General features: G+C 67.6%; 17 protein-coding genes and 1 riboswitch. Of the genes, 8 read left to right on the plus strand and 9 right to left on the minus strand.

Annotation, left to right across the window (positions count from 1 at the left end; all coding sequences use genetic code 11):
• Positions 1 to 124: 124 nt before the first annotated feature.
• Complete coding sequence (locus FOZ70_RS03675; protein ID WP_124469726.1) at positions 125 to 1,717, minus strand: inorganic phosphate transporter; 1,593 nt, start codon at positions 1,715 to 1,717, stop codon at positions 125 to 127.
• 175 nt (positions 1,718 to 1,892) lie between these two features.
• A complete protein-coding gene (locus FOZ70_RS03680) occupies positions 1,893 to 2,465 on the minus strand; it encodes a histidine phosphatase family protein (protein WP_219704966.1) in 573 nt (190 codons plus the stop codon).
• Positions 2,466 to 2,510: 45 nt separating this feature from the next.
• Positions 2,511 to 2,654: riboswitch (cobalamin riboswitch) on the plus strand.
• Between the two features lie 32 nt (positions 2,655 to 2,686).
• On the opposite strand from FOZ70_RS03680, the gene FOZ70_RS03685 reads away from it, so the two are divergent.
• Entirely contained in the window at positions 2,687 to 2,896 is a 210-nt protein-coding gene (locus tag FOZ70_RS03685; protein WP_006488502.1) for a CbtB-domain containing protein, read from the plus strand.
• Between the two features lie 13 nt (positions 2,897 to 2,909).
• A complete protein-coding gene (locus tag FOZ70_RS03690; RefSeq protein WP_059648922.1) occupies positions 2,910 to 3,632 on the plus strand; it encodes a CbtA family protein in 723 nt (240 codons plus the stop codon).
• A gap of 22 nt (positions 3,633 to 3,654) precedes the next feature.
• Here FOZ70_RS03690 and FOZ70_RS03695 read toward each other — a convergent pair whose 3' ends face one another.
• Entirely contained in the window at positions 3,655 to 4,563 is a 909-nt protein-coding gene (locus FOZ70_RS03695; RefSeq protein WP_219704967.1) for a LysR family transcriptional regulator, read from the minus strand.
• Positions 4,564 to 4,688: 125 nt separating this feature from the next.
• Between FOZ70_RS03695 and metE the strand changes: the two genes are divergently transcribed.
• Positions 4,689 to 6,983, plus strand: a complete 2,295-nt coding sequence (gene metE / locus FOZ70_RS03700; protein WP_219704968.1) for a 5-methyltetrahydropteroyltriglutamate--homocysteine S-methyltransferase — start codon at positions 4,689 to 4,691, stop codon at positions 6,981 to 6,983.
• A 97-nt stretch (positions 6,984 to 7,080) separates the two neighbouring features.
• Here the strand turns inward: metE and FOZ70_RS03705 are convergent, their stop codons facing one another.
• Together FOZ70_RS03705 and speB are read right to left on the minus strand one after the other, a co-directional pair.
• Positions 7,081 to 8,406, minus strand: coding sequence for an MFS transporter (locus FOZ70_RS03705; RefSeq protein WP_219704969.1), 1,326 nt, complete (start codon positions 8,404 to 8,406; stop codon positions 7,081 to 7,083).
• A gap of 56 nt (positions 8,407 to 8,462) precedes the next feature.
• Complete coding sequence (gene speB / locus FOZ70_RS03710; protein ID WP_059709136.1) at positions 8,463 to 9,419, minus strand: agmatinase; 957 nt, start codon at positions 9,417 to 9,419, stop codon at positions 8,463 to 8,465.
• Between the two features lie 139 nt (positions 9,420 to 9,558).
• On the opposite strand from speB, the gene FOZ70_RS03715 reads away from it, so the two are divergent.
• Positions 9,559 to 10,470: a LysR family transcriptional regulator gene (locus FOZ70_RS03715; RefSeq protein WP_027790528.1), complete on the plus strand. Its 912-nt coding sequence runs from the start codon at positions 9,559 to 9,561 to the stop codon at positions 10,468 to 10,470.
• A 126-nt stretch (positions 10,471 to 10,596) separates the two neighbouring features.
• On the opposite strand, the gene FOZ70_RS03720 is transcribed toward FOZ70_RS03715, so the two are convergent.
• Positions 10,597 to 11,061: an Lrp/AsnC family transcriptional regulator gene (locus FOZ70_RS03720; protein WP_011353982.1), complete on the minus strand. Its 465-nt coding sequence runs from the start codon at positions 11,059 to 11,061 to the stop codon at positions 10,597 to 10,599.
• A 134-nt stretch (positions 11,062 to 11,195) separates the two neighbouring features.
• On the opposite strand from FOZ70_RS03720, the gene FOZ70_RS03725 reads away from it, so the two are divergent.
• From FOZ70_RS03725 to FOZ70_RS03735, 3 genes are all read left to right on the plus strand, one after another.
• Positions 11,196 to 11,822 carry a LysE family translocator gene (locus tag FOZ70_RS03725; RefSeq protein WP_027790530.1) on the plus strand — a complete coding sequence of 209 codons (627 nt, stop codon included), beginning with the start codon at positions 11,196 to 11,198 and terminating at the stop codon, positions 11,820 to 11,822.
• A gap of 249 nt (positions 11,823 to 12,071) precedes the next feature.
• Complete coding sequence (locus tag FOZ70_RS03730) at positions 12,072 to 13,688, plus strand: S53 family peptidase (protein ID WP_219704970.1); 1,617 nt, start codon at positions 12,072 to 12,074, stop codon at positions 13,686 to 13,688.
• A gap of 75 nt (positions 13,689 to 13,763) precedes the next feature.
• A complete protein-coding gene (locus tag FOZ70_RS03735) occupies positions 13,764 to 15,440 on the plus strand; it encodes a peptidase S1 (RefSeq protein ID WP_059675658.1) in 1,677 nt (558 codons plus the stop codon).
• Between the two features lie 134 nt (positions 15,441 to 15,574).
• Here FOZ70_RS03735 and nadE read toward each other — a convergent pair whose 3' ends face one another.
• The 3 genes from nadE to FOZ70_RS03750 form a co-directional block, all read right to left on the minus strand.
• Positions 15,575 to 16,423 (minus strand): ammonia-dependent NAD(+) synthetase, encoded by an 849-nt coding sequence (nadE, locus tag FOZ70_RS03740; protein WP_021161153.1) that lies wholly within the window; start codon positions 16,421 to 16,423, stop codon positions 15,575 to 15,577.
• 264 nt (positions 16,424 to 16,687) lie between these two features.
• Complete coding sequence (locus tag FOZ70_RS03745; RefSeq protein ID WP_021161155.1) at positions 16,688 to 17,557, minus strand: DMT family transporter; 870 nt, start codon at positions 17,555 to 17,557, stop codon at positions 16,688 to 16,690.
• Between the two features lie 205 nt (positions 17,558 to 17,762).
• Positions 17,763 to 17,948, minus strand: coding sequence for a hypothetical protein (locus tag FOZ70_RS03750; protein ID WP_021161156.1), 186 nt, complete (start codon positions 17,946 to 17,948; stop codon positions 17,763 to 17,765).
• Positions 17,949 to 18,156: 208 nt separating this feature from the next.
• On the opposite strand from FOZ70_RS03750, the gene FOZ70_RS03755 reads away from it, so the two are divergent.
• Positions 18,157 to 18,915, plus strand: a complete 759-nt coding sequence (locus FOZ70_RS03755) for a DeoR/GlpR family DNA-binding transcription regulator (protein WP_021161157.1) — start codon at positions 18,157 to 18,159, stop codon at positions 18,913 to 18,915.
• Positions 18,916 to 18,973 lie beyond the last annotated feature (58 nt).

Below are 18,973 nucleotides of genomic sequence, written 5' to 3' on the forward strand. Positions count from 1 at the left end.
GCGGAGAGGCGGAGAGGCGGAAAGGCGGAAAGGCGGAAAGGCGGAATGGCGGAGAAGCAGAGAAGCGAGCGGCGAATCTTCCACGACAGGCGGCCGGCTCACCGGCCACCCGTCGCAACGTGAATCAAGCCATCGACCGGAACAACCAGTAGAGCCCGCCGGCAAGCATGATCGACGCCGGCAGCGTCAGCACCCACGCGAGCACGAGGCTGCGCACCGTGCTCCACTGCAGCCCGGAGCCGTTCGCCGCCATCGTGCCCGCGACACCCGACGACAGCACATGTGTCGTCGACACGGGCAATCCGTACACGTCGGCGGCGCCGATCGTCAGCATCGCGACGAGTTCGGCCGATGCGCCTTGTCCGTACGTCAGATGCTGCTTGCCGATTTTCTCGCCGACGGTCACGACGATCCGCTTCCAGCCCACCATCGTGCCGAGGCCCAGCGCGATCGCGACGGCAACCTTCACCCACGTCGGAATGAACTTGGTCGCGTGGTCGAGTTGCTTGTGATAGTTGTCGATCGCCAGCTTGTCGTCGGCCGCGAACGCGGGCTGACCCGACTTCTCGATCAGGCGGATTGCTTCGGATACCAGATACATCGTGTTGCGCACGTTGTCGACGTCGCGCTGCGGCACGGCTGCCATCGAGCCCGACGCGCCGACCGCGGTCGCGAGCGACGTCGACAGCTGCTGGACGGCCGGCAGCACCGCGGGCGTCAGTTCGCGATGCTGCACGTAGCGCTCGACGTCGGCGCGCGGGTTCGCGGACGGCGCGACGCCGTTCGTGTACTTCCCGAATGTCGCGGCCGCCTGGTTCGCGACCGCCACGAAGGTCTGCGTCTCGGCCGGCGTGACGGCCTTGTTCAGCGCATAGGCGGTCGGCACCGTGCCGATCAGGATCAGCATGATGAGCCCCATCCCTTTCTGCCCGTCGTTCGAACCGTGCGCAAACGACACGCCCGTGCAGGTCAGGATCAGCAGGCAGCGAATCCAGAACGGCGGCGGCTGGTCTTTCGGCGGCTCCTTGTACAACTCCGGAACCCGCACGAGCGTCTTCAGCACGAGCAGCAGCAGCGCCGCGCACAGAAAGCCGACGATCGGCGAGAACAGCAGCGACTTGCCGACACCGAGCGCCTGACCCCAGTCGACGCCGCTCGTGCCGGACGGCCCGTGCATCAGCTGGTTCATCAGCCCGACGCCGATGATCGAACCGATCAGCGTATGCGAACTCGACGATGGCAACCCGAAATACCAGGTCGCGAGGTTCCACACGATCGCGGCGATCAGCAGCGCGAACACCATCGCGAAGCCCGCGCCGCTGCCGACCTGCAGGATCAGCTCGACCGGCAGCAACTGCAGGATGCCGAACGCAACGGCACCGCTCGAGACCATCACGCCGAGGAAGTTCCACATGCCGGACCAGATCACCGCGACGTTCGGCGTCAGCGAGTGCGTATAGATCACGGTGGCGACCGCGTTCGCGGTGTCGTGGAAGCCGTTGACGAATTCGAAGCCGAGCGCGATCAGCAGCGCGGCGCCGAGCAGCAGGTACGGGAACAGCTTCCCTTCGCGGACCGGCGACAGATCGTCGATCAGGTGCGTGGCGATATAGAGCGCGCCGAGCGCCAGCACCAGCAGGAAGACGGCGTAGCCGACCTGTCTGGTGCGTTCGACGGAGGCCGGGTTGTTCGGTGCGGACGAAGCAGGTTGATTCATGACGGCATCTCGTGAGGGAACCGCGTCCGATCCTATCTGCGGCCAGCAGTCAGTTTGATGACAGTCGGGACCACGAACGGTGTGCCTTGCCGATGCGTAAGGCGATTGAAGGCGTGTATGCGCAACGCGACGCGCCAGCCCGCATCGTCGTCCACATAGTGAGCGCGATAGCGTTCTACGCGTTGCCGTCCGCGCTCAACATCCATCCGTTCGGCGACGCAACAAGCGTCGTGCAGGACAGCGGCGCGACGTCGATGCGGGCCGCTGCCTTCGTATCCATCCGCAGCACATGGGCGATGGCCGCGCGGACGATTGGCGCATGCGTGACTGCGACGATGTCGCGATCTTGCCGCAGCGCGTTCAACCAGGTGCCGACGCGGTGCATGGCTGCTTCGAACGATTCACCGCCGTGCGGCGGCGCCGACGGGTCTGCGATCCACGCATCCAGTTCGTCCGGCAAGTCGCGTGCGAGGTCGTGCAGGCGCTGGCCTCGCCAGTTGCCGTAATCGATGTCGCGCAGTGCGTCGTCAATGTCGGCATGAAGTCCGAGCGCGTCGGCGGTCTGCCGCGCGCAGCATGCGGGGCTGCACAGCACGGGCGCACCGGCGGTACCTGCCCACCGGCCGCGTAGCGCAGCGGCTTCGGCGAGCCCGCGCGTGTCGAGCGGATCGTCGTCGGGAAACGTGCCGGTGCGCATCGCCCGGGTCGATGCGTGTGCGATCAGGCGCAGCGAGGTAGGCATGTTCATGTCGGTTGTCGGATGATCCGGGACGGGCGCACGTGCCCGCCTGGCGCCGCTTCAATGCGCGAACGTTCGCGCGTACAATTCGCCCGATACGAAGCGCGGAAGCCGGTGCAAGCCCGGCGCGGTCGCGCCACTGTAACCGGGGAATCGATGATCCCGGAAGCCAGACCTGCCTTCGTACCCATCCAACATTTATCGGGGCGCGATTCCCCTGAGGTGCATCCATGAGCGAAGCAGTGCTGAAGCCGGCGGTCGTGCCGGCGCCCATCCCCGTCCGTGAACTGTTGCCCTGGGCCGTGTTCGTCGGCCTGATCCTGTTGCTCGCGCTTTATTTCGTCGGCGCGGAACAAGGTGCGACGTCGCTCGTGCCGGGCATGTACGTCCACGAATTCGTCCACGACGGCCGCCACCTGCTCGGCTTCCCCTGCCACTGACGCGGAGTTCACGATGGTCGGAAAGCTGCTCATGCGCGGGATGCTCGCAGGCATCGCCGCAGGCCTCCTCACGTTCGGTTTCGCGAAGGTCGTCGGCGAACCGCAAGTCGATCAGGCAATCTCCTTGGAAGAAAAAGCCGACGCCGCCAAGGGCGACGCACCGGAGCCGGAGCTGGTCAGCCGCCACACGCAGGCCGGCCTCGGCTTGCTGACGGGCGTCGTGACCTATGGCGCGGCATTCGGCGGGCTGTTCTCGCTGGTCTTCGCGTATGCCTACGGGCGAGGCAGCCGCCTCCCGGCCCGTCCACTGGCCGCGTGGCTCGCGCTGGCGGCGTTCATCGCGCTCGTGATCGTGCCGAACCTCAAGTACCCGGCCAATCCGCCGTCGGTCGGCGACCCCGACACGATCGGCTATCGCACGGGCCTGTTCTTCCTGATGATCGCGATCTCGGTCGCGACGATGGTGTTCTCGGTCAGCGTACGCCGCCATCTGCTGGCGAAGCTCGGCCAGTGGAACGCATCGATCGTCGCCGGGCTCGTGTTCGTCGCGATCATCGCGGCCGTGCAGATCGGGTTGCCGTCCGTCAGCGAGTTGCCGGCCGATTTCCCGGCGGCCTTGCTGTGGAAGTTCCGCGTGGCGGCGATCGGCATGCAGGTGATCATGTGGACGACGATCGGCCTGCTGTTCGGCGCATGGGTCGAGCGCAGCGAACGCATCGCCATGCGCGCCGCCTGACGCGCATGGCAACGGGGCCCGCCTAGCGCAGCATGCGTGGCGCGCTCCCCGTCGATTCGCGCGCCAGCGCGACGAACGCAGCCAGATAGTCGATCGATGCGTCCGCTTCGCGGATGCCGAGGAAGATCTGCTTTGCGATTCCCTTCTTGCCGAGCTTGACCGGCACGACCGGCATCCGGTCGGCGTATTCGTCGGCAAGCCATCTCGGCAGCGCGGCCACGCCGCGCCCGCTCGCCACCATCTGCAGCATGATGTCGGTCGTTTCGATCGACTTGTGCCGCCTCGGCACGATGCCGGCCGGCGTCAGGAACTGGTTGTAGATGTCGAGCCGGTCGGTTTCGACCGGATAGGTGATCAGGATCTCGTCGGTCAGCTGTTCGGGCGTCACGTAATCGGCGTTTGCGAACCGGTGCGAATCGGCGACCACCAGCACCTGCTCGTAGTCGAACACGGGGTCGAAGCGTAGCCCCGGCTTGTTCAGCGGATCGGGCGTCACGAGCACGTCGATGTCATAGCCGAACAGGGCGCCGATGCCGCCGAACTGGAAGCGCTGCTTCACGTCCACGTCGACGTCGGGCCAGCGCGACAGGTACGGCGACACGACCTTCAGCAGCCACCGGTAGCACGGGTGGCACTCCATCCCGATGCGCAGCGTGCCGCGCTCGCCCTTTGCGTACTGCTTCATCCGCTCCTCTGCGAGCTCGAACTGAGGCAGCAGCCGGTTCGCCAGCTTCAGCAGATACTGCCCGCCCTGGGTGAGCCGCAGGCCGCGGCCCTCCCGATCCCAGATCGGCGTGCCGAGCTGCTGCTCGATTTTCCGGACGGTATGGCTGAGTGCCGATTGCGTGAGGTGCAGTGCGTGGGCGGCCGCGGTCAGTGAGCCCTGGCGCTCGACTTCACGGATCACGACGAGATGGAATCGTTCCAGCATGGATATCGCTCGTGCAACGGATACATGAACAGGTTTAATGGATGAATGAAATAATACCATTTTATTTCATGGGATGAAATCCCTATGATGGCTGCCGGATCTTCACTTCTTCTGGACGGCACCTCATGGTCACGACACACAACCTCGGTTTCCCGCGCATCGGTGCGAAGCGCGAACTCAAGTTCGGTCTCGAACGCTACTGGAAGGGCGAATCGTCGCGCGACGAGCTGAAGGCGCTCGGCGCCGAGCTGCGCAAGCGTCACTGGAACGACCAGCGCGATCTGGACCTGGCTCCGATCGGCGACTTCGCGTTCTACGATCAGGTGCTCGACATGAGCTTCACGCTCGGCAACCTGCCGAAGCGCGTGCAGGGTTTCCACGGCGATGTGCTCGACAACTATTTCCGCGTCGCGCGCGGCCGTTCGGCGCAGTCGGTGGACGAGCATGCGGCGTGCTGCGGCGGGGTCGCCGCCGGTGAAATGACGAAGTGGTTCGATACGAACTACCACTACATCGTGCCGGAATTCCATGCGGACACGAACTTCTCGCTCGACCCGTCGCGCCTGCTCCAGCAACTGGCGGAAGCGCACGCGCAGGGCGTGGCCGTGAAGCCGGTCATCCTCGGCCCCGTCACGTACCTGTGGCTCGGCAAGGCGAAGGACGATTCCGACCGCCTCGCGCTGCTGCCGAAGCTGCTGCCCGTATACGGCGCGCTGCTCGACACGCTGACCGCGCAGGGCGTCGAATGGGTGCAGATCGACGAACCGATCCTCGTCACCGAACTCGACGCCGAGTGGCGTCAGGCATTGCGCACCGCCTATGCGGCACTGGAAACGCGTCGCATCAAGCTTCTGCTCGCCACCTACTTCGGCCAGCTCCAGGACAACCTGGCGCTCGCGAGTTCGCTGCCGGTCGACGGCCTGCATGTCGATGCGATCAACGCACGTGACGAAGTCGACACGCTGGTGCGTGAACTGCCGGCCGAGCGCGTGCTGTCGGTTGGCGCGATCAACGGCCGCAACATCTGGAAGACGGACCTGAACGCGACGCTCGACTGGCTCGAACCGCTCGCGAAGCAACTGGGCGATCGCCTGTGGCTCGCTCCGTCGTGCTCGCTGCTGCACGTGCCGGTCGATCTCGCGAGCGAGGAGAAGCTCGATGCGGAAATCCGCTCGTGGCTCGCGTTCGCGCTGCAGAAGCTCGACGAGCTGAAGGTGCTCGCGACCGCGCTGAACGAAGGCCGCGACAAGGTGGCCGATGCACTGGCGGCGAACGCTGCCGCGATCCATGCGCGCCGCCACTCGCCGCGCGTGCACAACCCGGCGGTGAAGGCCGCGATCGCCCGCATCGACGCGCAGCTCGGCAACCGCGTGAGCCCCTACACGCAGCGTGCGTCGAAGCAGTCGGCACGCCTGAAGCTGCCGGCGTTCCCGACGACGACGATCGGCTCGTTCCCGCAGACCGGCGAAATCCGTCACGCGCGCAGCCAGTTCAAGGCCGGTGCGCTGGACGATGCGGGCTACCGGGCCGCGATGCAGGCTGAAATCGAACGCAGCGTGCGCGAGCAGGAAGCACTGGAACTCGACGTGCTGGTGCATGGCGAAGCCGAGCGCAACGACATGGTCGAGTACTTCGGCGAGCAGCTCGACGGCTACGCGTTCAGCCAGTTCGGCTGGGTGCAGTCGTACGGTTCGCGCTGCGTGAAGCCGCCGATCCTGTTCGGCGACATCAGCCGCCCGAAGGCGATGACGGTCGAATGGATCACGTATGCGCAGTCGCTGACGAACAAGCCGATGAAGGGCATGCTGACCGGCCCCGTGACGATCCTGAACTGGTCGTTCGTGCGCGACGACCAGCCGCGCTCGGTGTCGTGCTACCAGCTCGCGCTGGCGATCCGCGAGGAAGTGCTCGATCTCGAGAAGGCCGGCGTGCTCGTGATCCAGATCGACGAGGCCGCGCTGCGCGAAGGGCTGCCGCTGCGCCGCGCGCAATGGGGCGCGTACCTGAAGTGGGCGGTCGAGTCGTTCCGCATCACCGCGAACGGCGTGCAGGACGACACGCAGATCCATACGCATATGTGCTATTCGGAGTTCAACGACATCATCGCGTCGATCGCCGACATGGATGCGGACGTGATCACGATCGAGACCTCGCGCTCGGACATGGAGCTGCTCGACGCGTTCGACGACTTCAAGTATCCGAACGAGATCGGGCCGGGCGTGTACGACATTCACTCGCCGAACATCCCGACGCAGGAACATATCGTCGGCCTGATGAGGAAAGCGGCGGAACGGATTCCGGCGGAGCGTCTGTGGGTCAATCCGGACTGCGGGCTGAAGACGCGCCAGTGGGCGGAAGTGATTCCGGCGCTGACGAACATGGTCGCTGCCGCGAAGACGCTGCGCAGCCAGGTGCAATAACGCAGCGAGCGCTGCACGCCGCCGTTGCGATCGAAGATCGGGCGGCAAAAAAACGGCCCGCGAAAGCGGGCCGTTTTGCATCATGCGTGCACTTGCGTTACGCCGTGCGTGCGCCGCGCGGCAGCGGCTCGTTCGTCTTGTCGGGCGCGCCGGCATCGTCGATGCTGACGCGGCGCGAGATCAGCCACACGCACAGCGACGACAGGAGCGCGGCGCTCGTGTACTGGAGCGCGAGCGGCCACCATTGCGGCGTGGTGTTCTGCGCGATGATGGTCGCGACGAGCGGCGTGAGGCCGCCGGCGAGTGCGCCGCACACCTGGTACGCGATCGAGATCGCCGTGTAGCGGATGCGTGCGACGAAGATGCCGCTGACGAAGCCCGCGACTACCGAGTAGTAGCCCGATTCCGCGAGCGTCGCGAGGCCGACGCCGACCGTGATCGACAGCGGCGTGCCCATGTGCACGAGCGGCAGCATCACGAACGGGACGATCGCGGCCCATGCGCCGGTGATCAGCAGGACGCGCGTGGTGCCGAAGCGCTGCGCGAGAAACGCGGCCGCGAGCTGCACGACGAACTGCAGCACCGCGACGATCGTCATGCAATGCAGCACCATCGACCGGTCGAGCGACAGGAACTGCGTCGCGTAGCTGATCATGAAGATGTTGCTGAAATACACGCCGGCGATGCCGTACACGTTCGCGCCGATCGCGAGCAGCAGCAGCGGCCAGTACTTGAGCGCTTCGCGCAGCGGCTTTTGCGCGATGTTGCCGCTCTTCCTGACTTCCTCGAACTCGGGCGATTCGGACACGCTCGCGCGGATCACGAAACCGACGATCAGCAGTACGGAACTCGCGAGGAACGGCACACGCCAGCCCCAGCTCATCATGTCTTCCTTCGACAGCGTGCTGATCGCGCCGAACGCGAGCATCGACAGGATCAGGCCGCTCGCGCTGCCGAGCTGCGCGAACGACGCGAAGAACGTGCGTTTGCCTTCCGGCGCATGTTCGCCGGCAAGCAGCACCGCGCCGCCCCATTCGCCGCCGACCGCGATGCCTTGCAGCACCCGCATCAGCACGAGCAGGACGGGTGCAATCACACCGGCTTGCGCATGGGTCGGCAGCAGGCCGATCGCGACCGTCGACACGGCCATCAGCATCAGCGTCGCGAGCAGCGAGCGCTTGCGGCCGAAGCGGTCGCCGAGATAGCCGAACATCACGCCGCCGAGCGGGCGCGCGAAGAAGCCGACCGCGAACGAGCCGAACGATGCGAGCAGGCTGATGAAGCGGTTTTCGCCGGGAAAGAACAGCGGCCCGAACACGATGGCAGCGGCGGTCGCGTAGCTATAGAAGTCGTACCACTCGATCGTGGTGCCGACGAACGACGCGAGCGCCGCACGCTTGGGTTGCTTGACGGAAGTCCCCATCTTGATAAGTGCTCCTCTGGAATCCTTTGATTTTGGAATAGGGGGTGGCGCGGGAATCAGTCGCGGTACTTGACGCCCGGCAGCACGCACAGCAGCTCGTAGGCGAGGTTCGCGCCGAGCAGCGCCGTGGTGCCGAACGGGTCGTACGGCGGCGCGACTTCGACGAGATCGCAACCGACGATGTTCAGCCCCTTCGCGCCGCGGATGATCTCGAGCGCCTGCGGCACCGTGAGGCCCGCGATTTCCGGCGTGCCGGTGCCCGGCGCGTAGGCCGGATCGATGCCGTCGATGTCGAACGTGATGTAGACGGGCGTGTCGCCGATGCGCGCGCGCACTTCTTCCATCAGCGGCGCGAGCGACTTGTTCCAGCATTCCTCGGCCTGGACGACGCGGAAGCCCTGCTCGCGGCACCAGTCGAAATCCTCGGCCGCGTAGCCGGTGCCGCGCAGGCCGATCTGCGTGACCTTGTCGCCGTGCAGCAGGCCTTCCTCGACCGCGCGGCGGAACGGCGTGCCGTGCGCGATCTTTTCGCCCATCATCGTGTCGTTCACGTCGGCGTGTGCATCGACGTGGATCAATGCAACCTTGCCGTGCTTGCGGTGGATCGCGCGCAGGATCGGCAGCGCGATCGTGTGGTCGCCGCCCAGCGTGATCGGCTTGCAGTCGTGCTCGAGGATCGCGTCGTACGCGGCTTCGATGCGTGCGATGGAATCGTGCAGGTTGTACGGATTGATCGCGACGTCGCCGATGTCGGCGATCTGCAGCGAATCGAACGGCGCGGCGCGCGTGGCCATGTTGTATGGGCGCAGCAGCACGGATTCGGTGCGGATCTGGCGCGGGCCGAAGCGTGCGCCGGTGCGGTTGGAGGTGCCGAGGTCGAACGGCACGCCGACGAAGCAGGCGTCGAGGCCTTCGGCGCTCGCCACGTGCGGCAGGCGCATCATCGTCGCGATGCCGCCGCAGCGCGGCATTTCATTGCCGCCGAGCGGCTGGAAATGGGTGTGGTCGTTCATGGGCTGTCTCTTCCGATGTGGGGTTGCCGTATCATGCGACGCGGCTTGGCGCACAGTTTTACGCGCTCCGCCGGGAAAGAAGAATGCGAAGATATCGACGTAAACATCGATTTTCGTCGATGTATGGAAGGGGATGAACGTGCTGGGGAATCTGTCGACCCTCGATCTGCGGTTGATCCGCGTGTTTCTCGCGGTCACGGACGCGGGTGGCGTGTCGGCCGCGCAGGCCGTGCTGAACGTCGGGCAGTCGACGATCAGCGCGCAGCTTTCGTCGCTGGAGACGCGGCTCGGCTACCGGCTCTGCGAGCGCGGCCGCAGCGGTTTCCGGCTCACGCCGAAGGGCGAGCGGTTTCACGCGATGAGCCGCAAGCTGCTCGCGGCGCTCGACGAATTCGGGATGGCCGCGCGGCACATGGACCGCCAGCTGGTCGGCACGCTGCACATCGGCCTGATCGGCCATACGCCGGTGAGCCAGAACGCGCGGATCGCCGAGGCGATCGCCGCGTTCCGCACGCGCGACGAGGCCGTGCGCTTCTCGATCTCCGTGCGCGCGCCGGGCGATCTCGAGGAGAAGCTGCTGAGCGACGAGATCCAGATCGCGGTCGGCTACTTCTGGCACCGGGTGCCGTCGCTGCACTACACGCCGCTGTTCATCGAGCGCCAGGTCGCGTACTGCGGGCGCGGCCATCCGCTGTTCGACGGCGCCGGCGCGCTGACCCCGGCCGACGTCGCGGGCTTCGAGTGGGCGTGGCGCTCGTATCCGCTGCCCGAAGCGCAGATGTCGACGACGCCCGACCGCGTGACCGCGACGGCCGACAACATGGAGGCCGTCGCGCTGCTGATCCTGTCCGGCCACCACCTCGGCTACCTGCCGCAGCATTTCGCGGCGCCCTACGTCGCGCAGGGGCTGCTCGCGCCGCTCAATCCGGAGCAACTGCGCTACGACGTCACGTTCCACATGGTCGTCGCCCGCAACGGGCGCGGCAATCCGCTCGTGGAAGCGTTTCTCGAGGATCTGGAACGCGCGCACCAGCCGACCGACATCGCGTAGGCGGCCGGCATCGACAATGTGAACGAGTGTTGCGGCGGCGCGGCTCGACGCGGCCCACATCGATGGGCGTCGAAGTGACGAAACGGGTGTCGGGCCCGGCTTGCGTGAACCGTGCCCGCGCCGGCATCACGGCACCGGCAGCCCCGCGTCGTGCTTGACCTCGCGCAGCGACAGCGCCGATTCGATCGACGTCACGCCCGGCAGCATCCGCAGCGATTCGCGCAGGAACGTGCCGTAATCGTCGAGATCGCGCGCCACGACCTGCAGCAAGTAATCGGCGGTGCCCGCCACGTTGTGGCACGCCAGGATCCGCTCGATGCCGAGCACTTCCCGCTCGAAGCGGTCGGCGGTCTTGCGGTCGTGTGTCGCGAACCGCACGAGCACGAACGCAACGACGCCGAAGCCGAGCGCCTGGCGCGACAGCTGTGCGCGGTATCGCTCGATGTAACCGTCGTTTTCGAGGCGCTTCAGGCGGCGCGCGCAAGGGGTCTCGGAGAGGCCCACGGTGTCGGCGAGGCGGGCGATCGGCAGGCGGCCGTCGCGCTGCACCGCGGCCAGGATGGCGCGGTCGGTCTTGTCGAGTTCGGTCATGATGGCGGATTCCTGATGCGAGTTCAGCGATTGTGGCGGATTCCCCTACGGATCGCCAATCCTGAGCCAAAGATGGCCAATAATCCCTCGCGCTCCAGCGGCAACATATCGCCGTAGGAGGAGAGGGGCAGACCATGATTTCCACGCATTTGCTGTTGATTTATCTCGCCGCGCTGGCGGCCATCTACGCGGTGCCGGGGCCGGACATGGCGCTCGTGCTGCAGACCAGCATCGGCCGCGGCGTGCGGCCGGGGATGGCGGCCGCCGCCGGCCTGTCGCTCGCGCGCACCGCGCACGTGACGCTGTCCGCCTGCGGTGTCGCGGCGCTGATCCGCAGCGCGCCGTGGCTGTACGAAGTGATCCGCTACGGCGGCGCGCTGTATCTCGCGTATGTCGCGATCCAGGTGTTCCGTTCGCCCGTGTTCGCGCTCGGCGACGGCGACGCGGCGGCCACGGCGGGCGAGTTGCGGCAGTCGTTCGTGAAGGGCCTGCTCACCAACCTGCTGAACCCGAAGGCGCTGTTGTTCTGCTCGGTGCTGCTGCCGCAGTTCGTGCGCCCCGAGGCCGGGCCGGTCGTGTTGCAGATGTTCGAACTGGGCGCGCTGCTGGTGGCGGCCGGCGTGTGCTTCGACCTCGCGTGCGTGTTCGGCGCGTCGCGGATCGCCGCATGGATGCGTGCGCATCCGCTCGCGCAGACGGTGCAGCGCTGGACGTTTTCCGCGGCGCTGATCGGCTTTGCGCTGCGCCTGTCGATGGACTGAGTGCCGCCGCGGCGCTGCGCCGGCGCAGGTCGCGCGGCGCGTCGCCGCATCCGATGAGGGCCGCGCGCAACGCCGGCCCGCACATGCGCCCCGCCGCAAAAGGGCGTGCGCGCAAATCGTCTGACTGATCTAAACTCCCTGTTACTTCGCGCTGTCGCGAACCCGAACGACCGAACGGAACCGTCTCCCGCCGGCCCTGTCCGATTTCCTGGCTGTTCCGTGCAACGCGGTACCAAGGAGGGTCTGAACATGGCAAGGCATCTTCACGCCGACCGTGAACCCCGAATCGTCGCCGAGTCCAAGTGCCTCGGCCCGTGCGATCCGGCAGAACGCATCCACGTCACGATCATGTTGCGGCGGCAGGAAGAAGGGCAACTCGATACGCTGCTTCACCAGCTCGCCACCGGCGACGCGCAAGCGAAACCGGTGTCGCGCGAAACCTTCGCGCAACGTTTTTCCGCCAATCCCGACGACATTCGCAAGGCCGAGGACTTCGCGCGTCGCCACCAGCTGACGGTCGATCGCGTCGATCCGGTCGAAAGCGTCGTCGTGGTGTCCGGCACGATCCAGCAGTTCGAAGCCGCGTTCGGCGTCAAGCTCGAGCGCTTCGAGCATCGGTCGATCGGCCAGTATCGCGGCCGCTCCGGCCCGATCGCGCTGCCCGACGATCTCGGCGACGCCGTCACGGCCGTGCTCGGCCTCGACAGCCGTCCGCAGGCGCGACCGCACTTCCGGCTGAGGCCGCCGTTCACGCCCGCGCGCGGCGGCGCGGCGGGCGTCACGTTCACCCCGGTCCAGCTCGCATCGCTGTACGGCTTCCCGGCCGGCGACGGCGCCGGGCAGTGCATCGCGATCATCGAGCTCGGCGGCGGCTACCGCGCGGCGGACATCCAGCAGTATTTCCGCGGGCTCGGCATCACGAAGCCGCCGACGCTCGTCGACGTCAACGTCGGCACCGGCCGCAACACGCCGACCGGCGATCCGAGCGGCCCGGACGGTGAAGTCGCGCTCGACATCGAGATCGCCGGCGCGATCGCGCCGGCCGCGAAGATCGCCGTCTATTTCGCGGCGAACAGCGACGCGGGCTTCATCCAGGCCGTCAACGCGGCCGTCAGCGACACGACCAACAAGCCGTCGGTGATCTCGATCAGCTGGGGCGGCCCGGAGGCCATCTGGCAGGCGCAGTCCGCTCAGGCGTTCAACCGTGTGCTGCAGGCGGCGGCCGCGCAGGGCATCACGGTGTGCGCGGCCTCCGGCGACAGCGGCTCGGGCGACGGGTTGCAGGACGGCGCCGATCATGTCGACTTCCCCGCATCGAGCCCGTATGTGCTCGGCTGCGGCGGCACGCAGCTCGACGCGCTGCCCGGGCAGGGCATCCGCAGCGAGGTCGTGTGGAACGACGAGGCAGCCGGCGGCGGCGCGGGCGGGGGCGGCGTCAGCACGCTGTTCGACCTGCCGGTGTGGCAGCAGGGACTTGCCGCGACGCTGGCCGACGGCAGCCGCGTGCCGCTCGCGAAGCGCGGCGTGCCGGACGTCGCCGGCGATGCGTCGCCGCAGACCGGCTACGAAGTGTCGATCGCCGGCACGGCTACGGTGATGGGCGGCACGAGCGCGGTCGCGCCGCTGTGGGCCGCGCTGATCGCGCGGATCAACGCGGCGGCTAGTGCGGCGGCGAGTGCGGCGGGCGGTGCGTCCGCCGGCTGGGTCAATCCGGTGCTCTACAGGAATCCGGGTGCGCTGCGCGACATCACGCACGGCTCGAACGGGACCTACGCGGCCGCGCAGGGCTGGGATGCCTGCACGGGCCTCGGCAGCCCGAACGGCGCGCAGCTCGCCGCGATCCTGACGCGCAAGCCGTCGAGCTGACGGCCGCGGTACACGTCTTTCCGCATGGCGCGGGCTTCCTGCCCGCGCCTTTTTCTCACCTCCAGGAGCAGCACGATGGGCATCGATTCCGCATCTTCCGGCGGCGTGTATCCGCTGCATCACGGCGACCACAATTCGCATGGCGTGCCGCCGACCGTCAACCCGGTCGCGTTGAGCCACGGCCGTGACCAGCCGTTCTTCGATCCGGTCGCGTACGGCAACGGCCCCGACGATTCGGTGACCGACACCACCGAGGCCGCCGCGATCACGCATCACACGATCCTGATCGACGGGAAGCGCATCGCCTACACGGCGACGGCCGGCCATCTCGTGACGGTCGACCCGAGCAGTTCGCAGCCGGCCGCGAAGCTGTTCTACGTCGCGTTCACGGCCGACGGCGCGAAGGAAGAAACGCGGCCCGTGACGTTCTTCTACAACGGCGGGCCGGGCTCGTCGTCGGTGTTCGTGTTGTTGGGCTCGTTCGCGCCGAAGCGCATCAAGACGTCGATGCCGGGGTTCACGCCGCCCGCGCCGTACCAGATGGAAGACAACCCGGACAGCATGATCGACCACAGCGACCTGGTGTTCATCAACCCGGTCGGCACCGGCTATTCGGCGGCCGTCGCGCCGAACAAGAACCGCAACTTCTGGGGCGTCGATCAGGATGCGGATTCGCTGAAGCAGTTCATCAAGCGCTACCTGACGAAGAACAACCGCTGGAATTCGCCGAAATACCTGTTCGGCGAATCGTACGGCACCGCGCGCAGCTGCGTGCTCGCGTACAAGCTGCACGAGGACGGCGTCGACCTGAACGGCGTCACGCTGCAATCGTCGATCCTCGACTACCGGCAGGCCGGCAACCCGGTCGGCGCGCTGCCGACCGCGGCGGCCGATGCGTGGTACCACAAGAAACTTGGCGTCACGCCGGCGCCGACCGATCTCGGCGCGTTCGTCGAGGAAGTCGCGCAGTTCGCGCGCACCGACTACCTGAAAGCGTTGCGCACGGTCCCGCATGCGGACCCGGCCGCCGTGCAGAAGCTGTCGCAATACACGGGCATCGATACGGCGACGCTGCAATCGTGGAGCCTCGACATCGCCGGCTACGACGCGCGCGGCAATTCGCTGTTCCTGACGACGCTGCTGCATGCGCAGGGGCTCGCGCTCGGCTCGTACGACGGCCGCGTGACCGGGATCTCGTCGGGCATCGCCGGCAAGATCGACCCGAACTCGGGTGGCAACGATCCGACGATGACGGCCGTGACGGGCGTCTATACGGCGATGTGGAACAGCTACCTGAACGAGCAGCTGAAGTTCACGTCGAATTCCGCGTTCACCGACCTGAACGACCAGGCGTTCCAGAACTGGGATTTCAGTCACATCGATCCGACCGGCGCGCAGCAGGGTATCGATGCGCAGGGGAACGTGATCCTTTATACGGCCGGCGATCTCGCCGCGGTGATGGCGCTGAACGTCGACCTGAAGGTGCTGTCGGCGAACGGCTTCTACGATTTCGTCACGCCGTTCTACCAGACCGTGATCGACCTGCAGCAGATGCCGCTCGAGGACCAGAAGGTGCGGCAGAACCTGTCCGCGCGTTTTTATCCGTCGGGGCACATGGTGTATCTCGACGGCGGCTCGCGTACCGCGCTCAAGCGCGATCTCGCGGCGATGTACGACGCGACGGTCAGCGATACGGGGGCGCGGATGCGGATTCGCGCGCTGCAGGCGTCGAAGACGGGCGGGCACGCATAGGGTTGCCCGGCGCCGGGTTGCCGCGCGTAGCCGTCAAGGCCGCGCGCGGCGGTCGGGCTCCGACGCTGCCGGCCGGCCGCCACGCGCGGTAGCGCAGGATTGCGACGCGGCGGTCGTCCTGCCGCGGTCGCGACTTACGCGGCCGGCCAGTCGAACGGCGTGTACGGCAGCGCGCGCTTGTGGCGCGAACCGTCGAAGAAGCGCAGCACCGTTTCGTACACGCGGTCTTCGACCGGCTTGCCTTCGAGGAAATCGTCGATCTCGTCGTAGGTCACGCCGTACGCGTGCTCGTCGGGCCGCAGCGGGCGCAGTTCCTCGAGGTCGGCCGTCGGCACCTTCATCACGATCAGCTCCTCGCCGCCGAGCGCACGCGCGACCGCGCGGACGCGCCGCTTGCTCAGGCCCGCGAGCGGCAGGATGTCCGCGCCGCCGTCGCCGAACTTCGTGAAGAAACCCATCAGCGATTCGGCCGCATGGTCGGTACCGATCACGATGCCGCGCCGTGCGCCGGCCACCGCATACTGCGCGATCATGCGCTCGCGCGCCTTGATGTTGCCGTGCACGAAATCCTGCTGCGCCGGCGTTTCGAATGCGTGGCCGGAGGCGACCAGCGAGCGGAGCATCGCGTCGGCGGCCGGCTTCACGTCGACCGTCAGCACCTCGTCCGCGCGCACGAACGCGAGCGCGCGCTGTGCATCGGCTTCGTCGTTCTGCACGCCGTTCGGCAAGCGCATCGCGATGAAGCGCGCATCGTAGCCGTCGGCGCGCAGGCGCTCGACCGCCAGTTGCGCGAGCCGGCCGGCCGTCGACGAATCGACGCCGCCGCTGATGCCGAGCACGTACGACCGCAGGCCGGTCGAACGAAGATATTGCGCGAGGAAATCGATGCGGCGCTCGATCTCGGCCTCGGCGTCGAAGTGCGGGGCAACGTTCAGTTCGGCAATGATCGCGCGCTGGCGGCTGGCGTAATCGGCGAATGTCATGAAGGAAGTTCCGGAACGAAATTCAAGGCGCCCATCATAAGCGCAATCGCGGCGCGGTGCCGCGCCGGGTGTGCGTTCCGGCGGTTTTGCGTTGCATCGGCGAGACGGGCTGCATCGTCGTGGTGCACGGTGCGCCGGGCGGGTGCGGGATGCCGCGTGACGCGCATCCTTGTGCCCGACGCCGACGCCGACGCCGACGCCGACGCCGACGCCGACACCGACACCGACACCGACGCGTGCACCGGCCCGGCCCGGCGGCGCGCGTCAGCGCCGCGCGAGCACGACGCCCACCAGCGCGAGCGCGAAGCCGGCGAGCTGGATCGCCGCGAGCGTTTCGCCGAACAGCCAGTAGCCCTGCAGCGCGGCCAGCGGCGGCGCGAGGAACAGCAGCGACGTCGCGCGCGCGGCGTTGCCGCGGCGCAGCATCCACATCAGCATCGTGACCGCGCCGCCCGACAGGAACACGACGCCCCACACCAGCGACACCCACAGCGCCGGCGCGCCGATCCAGCGGGTTTCGTGAAGCAGCGCGACGAAGACGGCCGCGACGATCGCCGCGCCGAAATTCTGCACGGCAACCGCCGTGCGCAGGTCGCTTTGCGCGAGCTTGCCCTTCTGGTACAGCGAGCCGGCGGTGATCGACCCGACCGCGAGCACCGAGACGGCGACGACGAGCCACGCAGGCGCAGCGCCCGGCGCCGACGCGACACCGCCCGTCACCTTCGGCGCCAGCACGAGCGCGACGCCGGCGAGCCCGAGCGCCATCCCGAGCCAGCCGCGCGCGGGCAGGCGCTCGTTGAACAGCGGAACGGCGAGCACGGCGGTGGCGAGCGGCTGCAGCGCGCCGAGCAGTGCCATGACACCTGCGTTCAGCCCTTGCGCGACGGCCCAGTAGCTCGCGCCGAGATAGACGCCCTGCAGCAGCGCGCCCGCGATCAGGTGGCGCGGCCATTCGCGCCGGGCCGGCCACGGCGCGCGCGCGACGAGCGCCACCGCGCCGAACAGCGCGGCCGTGCCCGCGAAACGCGCGAGCAGGAACAGGTTGGGATCGGCGTAGGGCTTGATGGCCCGCGCAACGATGAAGCCGGTGGACCAGAGTGCGACGAAAGCGGCGGCGACGAGCGAGGTCAGCATGCATGGCGGGCCGCGATGCGGCCGGACAGAATCGTGAAGTCGGCCAGTATCGGGGGAAGCGATGCCGGCGTCTTGTCGAATCCTGCACTCATGCCGTGTGCCGAATGTGCGCCACGTGCGGCCGTCGGTGCGGGCCGGGCGGTGCCGCAGGAACGGGACGGGCGCCGCCCGGCATGCGCAGCGGGCGGGCGTGAAGCAGCGGAGATCAGTCGATCGAGAACGTGTCGAGCGGCTGGTTGGCGCGGGCGTCGGTCGCGAAGCGCGTGGCGAGCTGTTCGTAGAGCCGGCGGGCCTCGTCGAGCGTCAGGTCGATCCAGTACGGATCGCCGGCCGCGTCGTTGAGTCGTTCGGGTGGAAACTGGATTTCGATCACACTGCCTTTGCGATACATGGCGCGAGCCCCTTTGCTTGGTCTGTCGTTCGGCGAAGCGCAAAGTGTAGCAACCGGCGCCGCGCCGATTCGCGCGCGTCGGGCAATACAGAATTTCGCTTTCGGGAAACGCGGCCCGCCCGGCGTCCCGCCGCCGTCAAATGCCGGTCAAACGGCCGTAATACAATGGGCGGCTTACCCATTACCAGTCGCCTCGGGCGCACACGCGATGCTGGCGGAACAACGTCATCAATTCATCCTGTCGGAGCTCGGACGGTCGGGCGCATTGTCGGTCGCGGAACTCGTCCGCTCGCTCGACGTGTCGCGCGAGACCGTGCGGCGCGACCTGAACGCACTGGCCGCACGCGGCCTGCTCGTGATGACGCACGGCGGCGCGCTGGCCGCGGATCGCCGTGAGCCGAGCCTGTCGGAGCGCGAAGCCGCGAATGCCGAAGCGAAGCGCACGATCGGGCGGCGCGCAGCCGAGTTCGTGCCCGACGATGCGTCGGTGCTGATCGATTCGGGCAGCACGCCGCATGCGGTTGCGCTCGCGCTCGCCGACCGGCACCGGCTGTCGATCTACACGAACGACTGGCGCACCGCGTTCGTGCTCGCGCGACGCAACGGCAATCGCGTGACGCTGCTCGGCGGCGAGCTGTCCGACGACGAGGACGCCACCTTCGGGCTCGACACGATCCAGCAACTCGCGCAGTACCACGTCGATTTCGCGTTCATCGGCGCCGGCGGCATCACGCCCGACGGCGAATGCACCGACTACTCGCGGCTCGCGGCCGAGGTGCGCAGCCGGATGATCGCGGCGGCCGGCACCGCGATGATCGTCGCCGATCATTCGAAATTCGGCCGCGTGACGCCGGTGCGGATCAACGGCACGGCCGCCGCGCGCTATCTCGTGACCGAGCGCGCGCCCGACAAGGCCGTGCGCCGCGCGCTGACCGCGCGCGGGATCGAGCTGCTCGTGTGCGACTGACGCGCGCCGGACATACAAGGTTCATCGAACCGTCATTCCGCGGGAAGAACTGCCGTCA

Origin of the sequence: Burkholderia sp. COPS (genome assembly GCF_019425585.1) — a bacterium.
Taxonomy (GTDB): Bacteria; Pseudomonadota; Gammaproteobacteria; order Burkholderiales; family Burkholderiaceae; genus Burkholderia; species Burkholderia cepacia.

What these genes read in the sequence shown, in the direction of transcription:
- FOZ70_RS03675 (WP_124469726.1), bottom strand. Translation starts at nt 1,717, where the DNA reads ATGAATCAACCTGCTTCGTCCGCACCGAACAACCCGGCCTCCGTCGAA.
- FOZ70_RS03680 (WP_219704966.1), bottom strand. Translation starts at nt 2,465, where the DNA reads ATGAACATGCCTACCTCGCTGCGCCTGATCGCACACGCATCGACCCGG.
- FOZ70_RS03685 (WP_006488502.1), top strand. Translation starts at nt 2,687, where the DNA reads ATGAGCGAAGCAGTGCTGAAGCCGGCGGTCGTGCCGGCGCCCATCCCC.
- FOZ70_RS03690 (WP_059648922.1), top strand. Translation starts at nt 2,910, where the DNA reads ATGGTCGGAAAGCTGCTCATGCGCGGGATGCTCGCAGGCATCGCCGCA.
- FOZ70_RS03695 (WP_219704967.1), bottom strand. Translation starts at nt 4,563, where the DNA reads ATGCTGGAACGATTCCATCTCGTCGTGATCCGTGAAGTCGAGCGCCAG.
- metE (WP_219704968.1), top strand. Translation starts at nt 4,689, where the DNA reads ATGGTCACGACACACAACCTCGGTTTCCCGCGCATCGGTGCGAAGCGC.
- FOZ70_RS03705 (WP_219704969.1), bottom strand. Translation starts at nt 8,406, where the DNA reads ATGGGGACTTCCGTCAAGCAACCCAAGCGTGCGGCGCTCGCGTCGTTC.
- speB (WP_059709136.1), bottom strand. Translation starts at nt 9,419, where the DNA reads ATGAACGACCACACCCATTTCCAGCCGCTCGGCGGCAATGAAATGCCG.
- FOZ70_RS03720 (WP_011353982.1), bottom strand. Translation starts at nt 11,061, where the DNA reads ATGACCGAACTCGACAAGACCGACCGCGCCATCCTGGCCGCGGTGCAG.
- FOZ70_RS03725 (WP_027790530.1), top strand. Translation starts at nt 11,196, where the DNA reads ATGATTTCCACGCATTTGCTGTTGATTTATCTCGCCGCGCTGGCGGCC.
- FOZ70_RS03730 (WP_219704970.1), top strand. Translation starts at nt 12,072, where the DNA reads ATGGCAAGGCATCTTCACGCCGACCGTGAACCCCGAATCGTCGCCGAG.
- FOZ70_RS03735 (WP_059675658.1), top strand. Translation starts at nt 13,764, where the DNA reads ATGGGCATCGATTCCGCATCTTCCGGCGGCGTGTATCCGCTGCATCAC.
- nadE (WP_021161153.1), bottom strand. Translation starts at nt 16,423, where the DNA reads ATGACATTCGCCGATTACGCCAGCCGCCAGCGCGCGATCATTGCCGAA.
- FOZ70_RS03745 (WP_021161155.1), bottom strand. Translation starts at nt 17,557, where the DNA reads ATGCTGACCTCGCTCGTCGCCGCCGCTTTCGTCGCACTCTGGTCCACC.
- FOZ70_RS03750 (WP_021161156.1), bottom strand. Translation starts at nt 17,948, where the DNA reads ATGTATCGCAAAGGCAGTGTGATCGAAATCCAGTTTCCACCCGAACGA.
- FOZ70_RS03755 (WP_021161157.1), top strand. Translation starts at nt 18,157, where the DNA reads ATGCTGGCGGAACAACGTCATCAATTCATCCTGTCGGAGCTCGGACGG.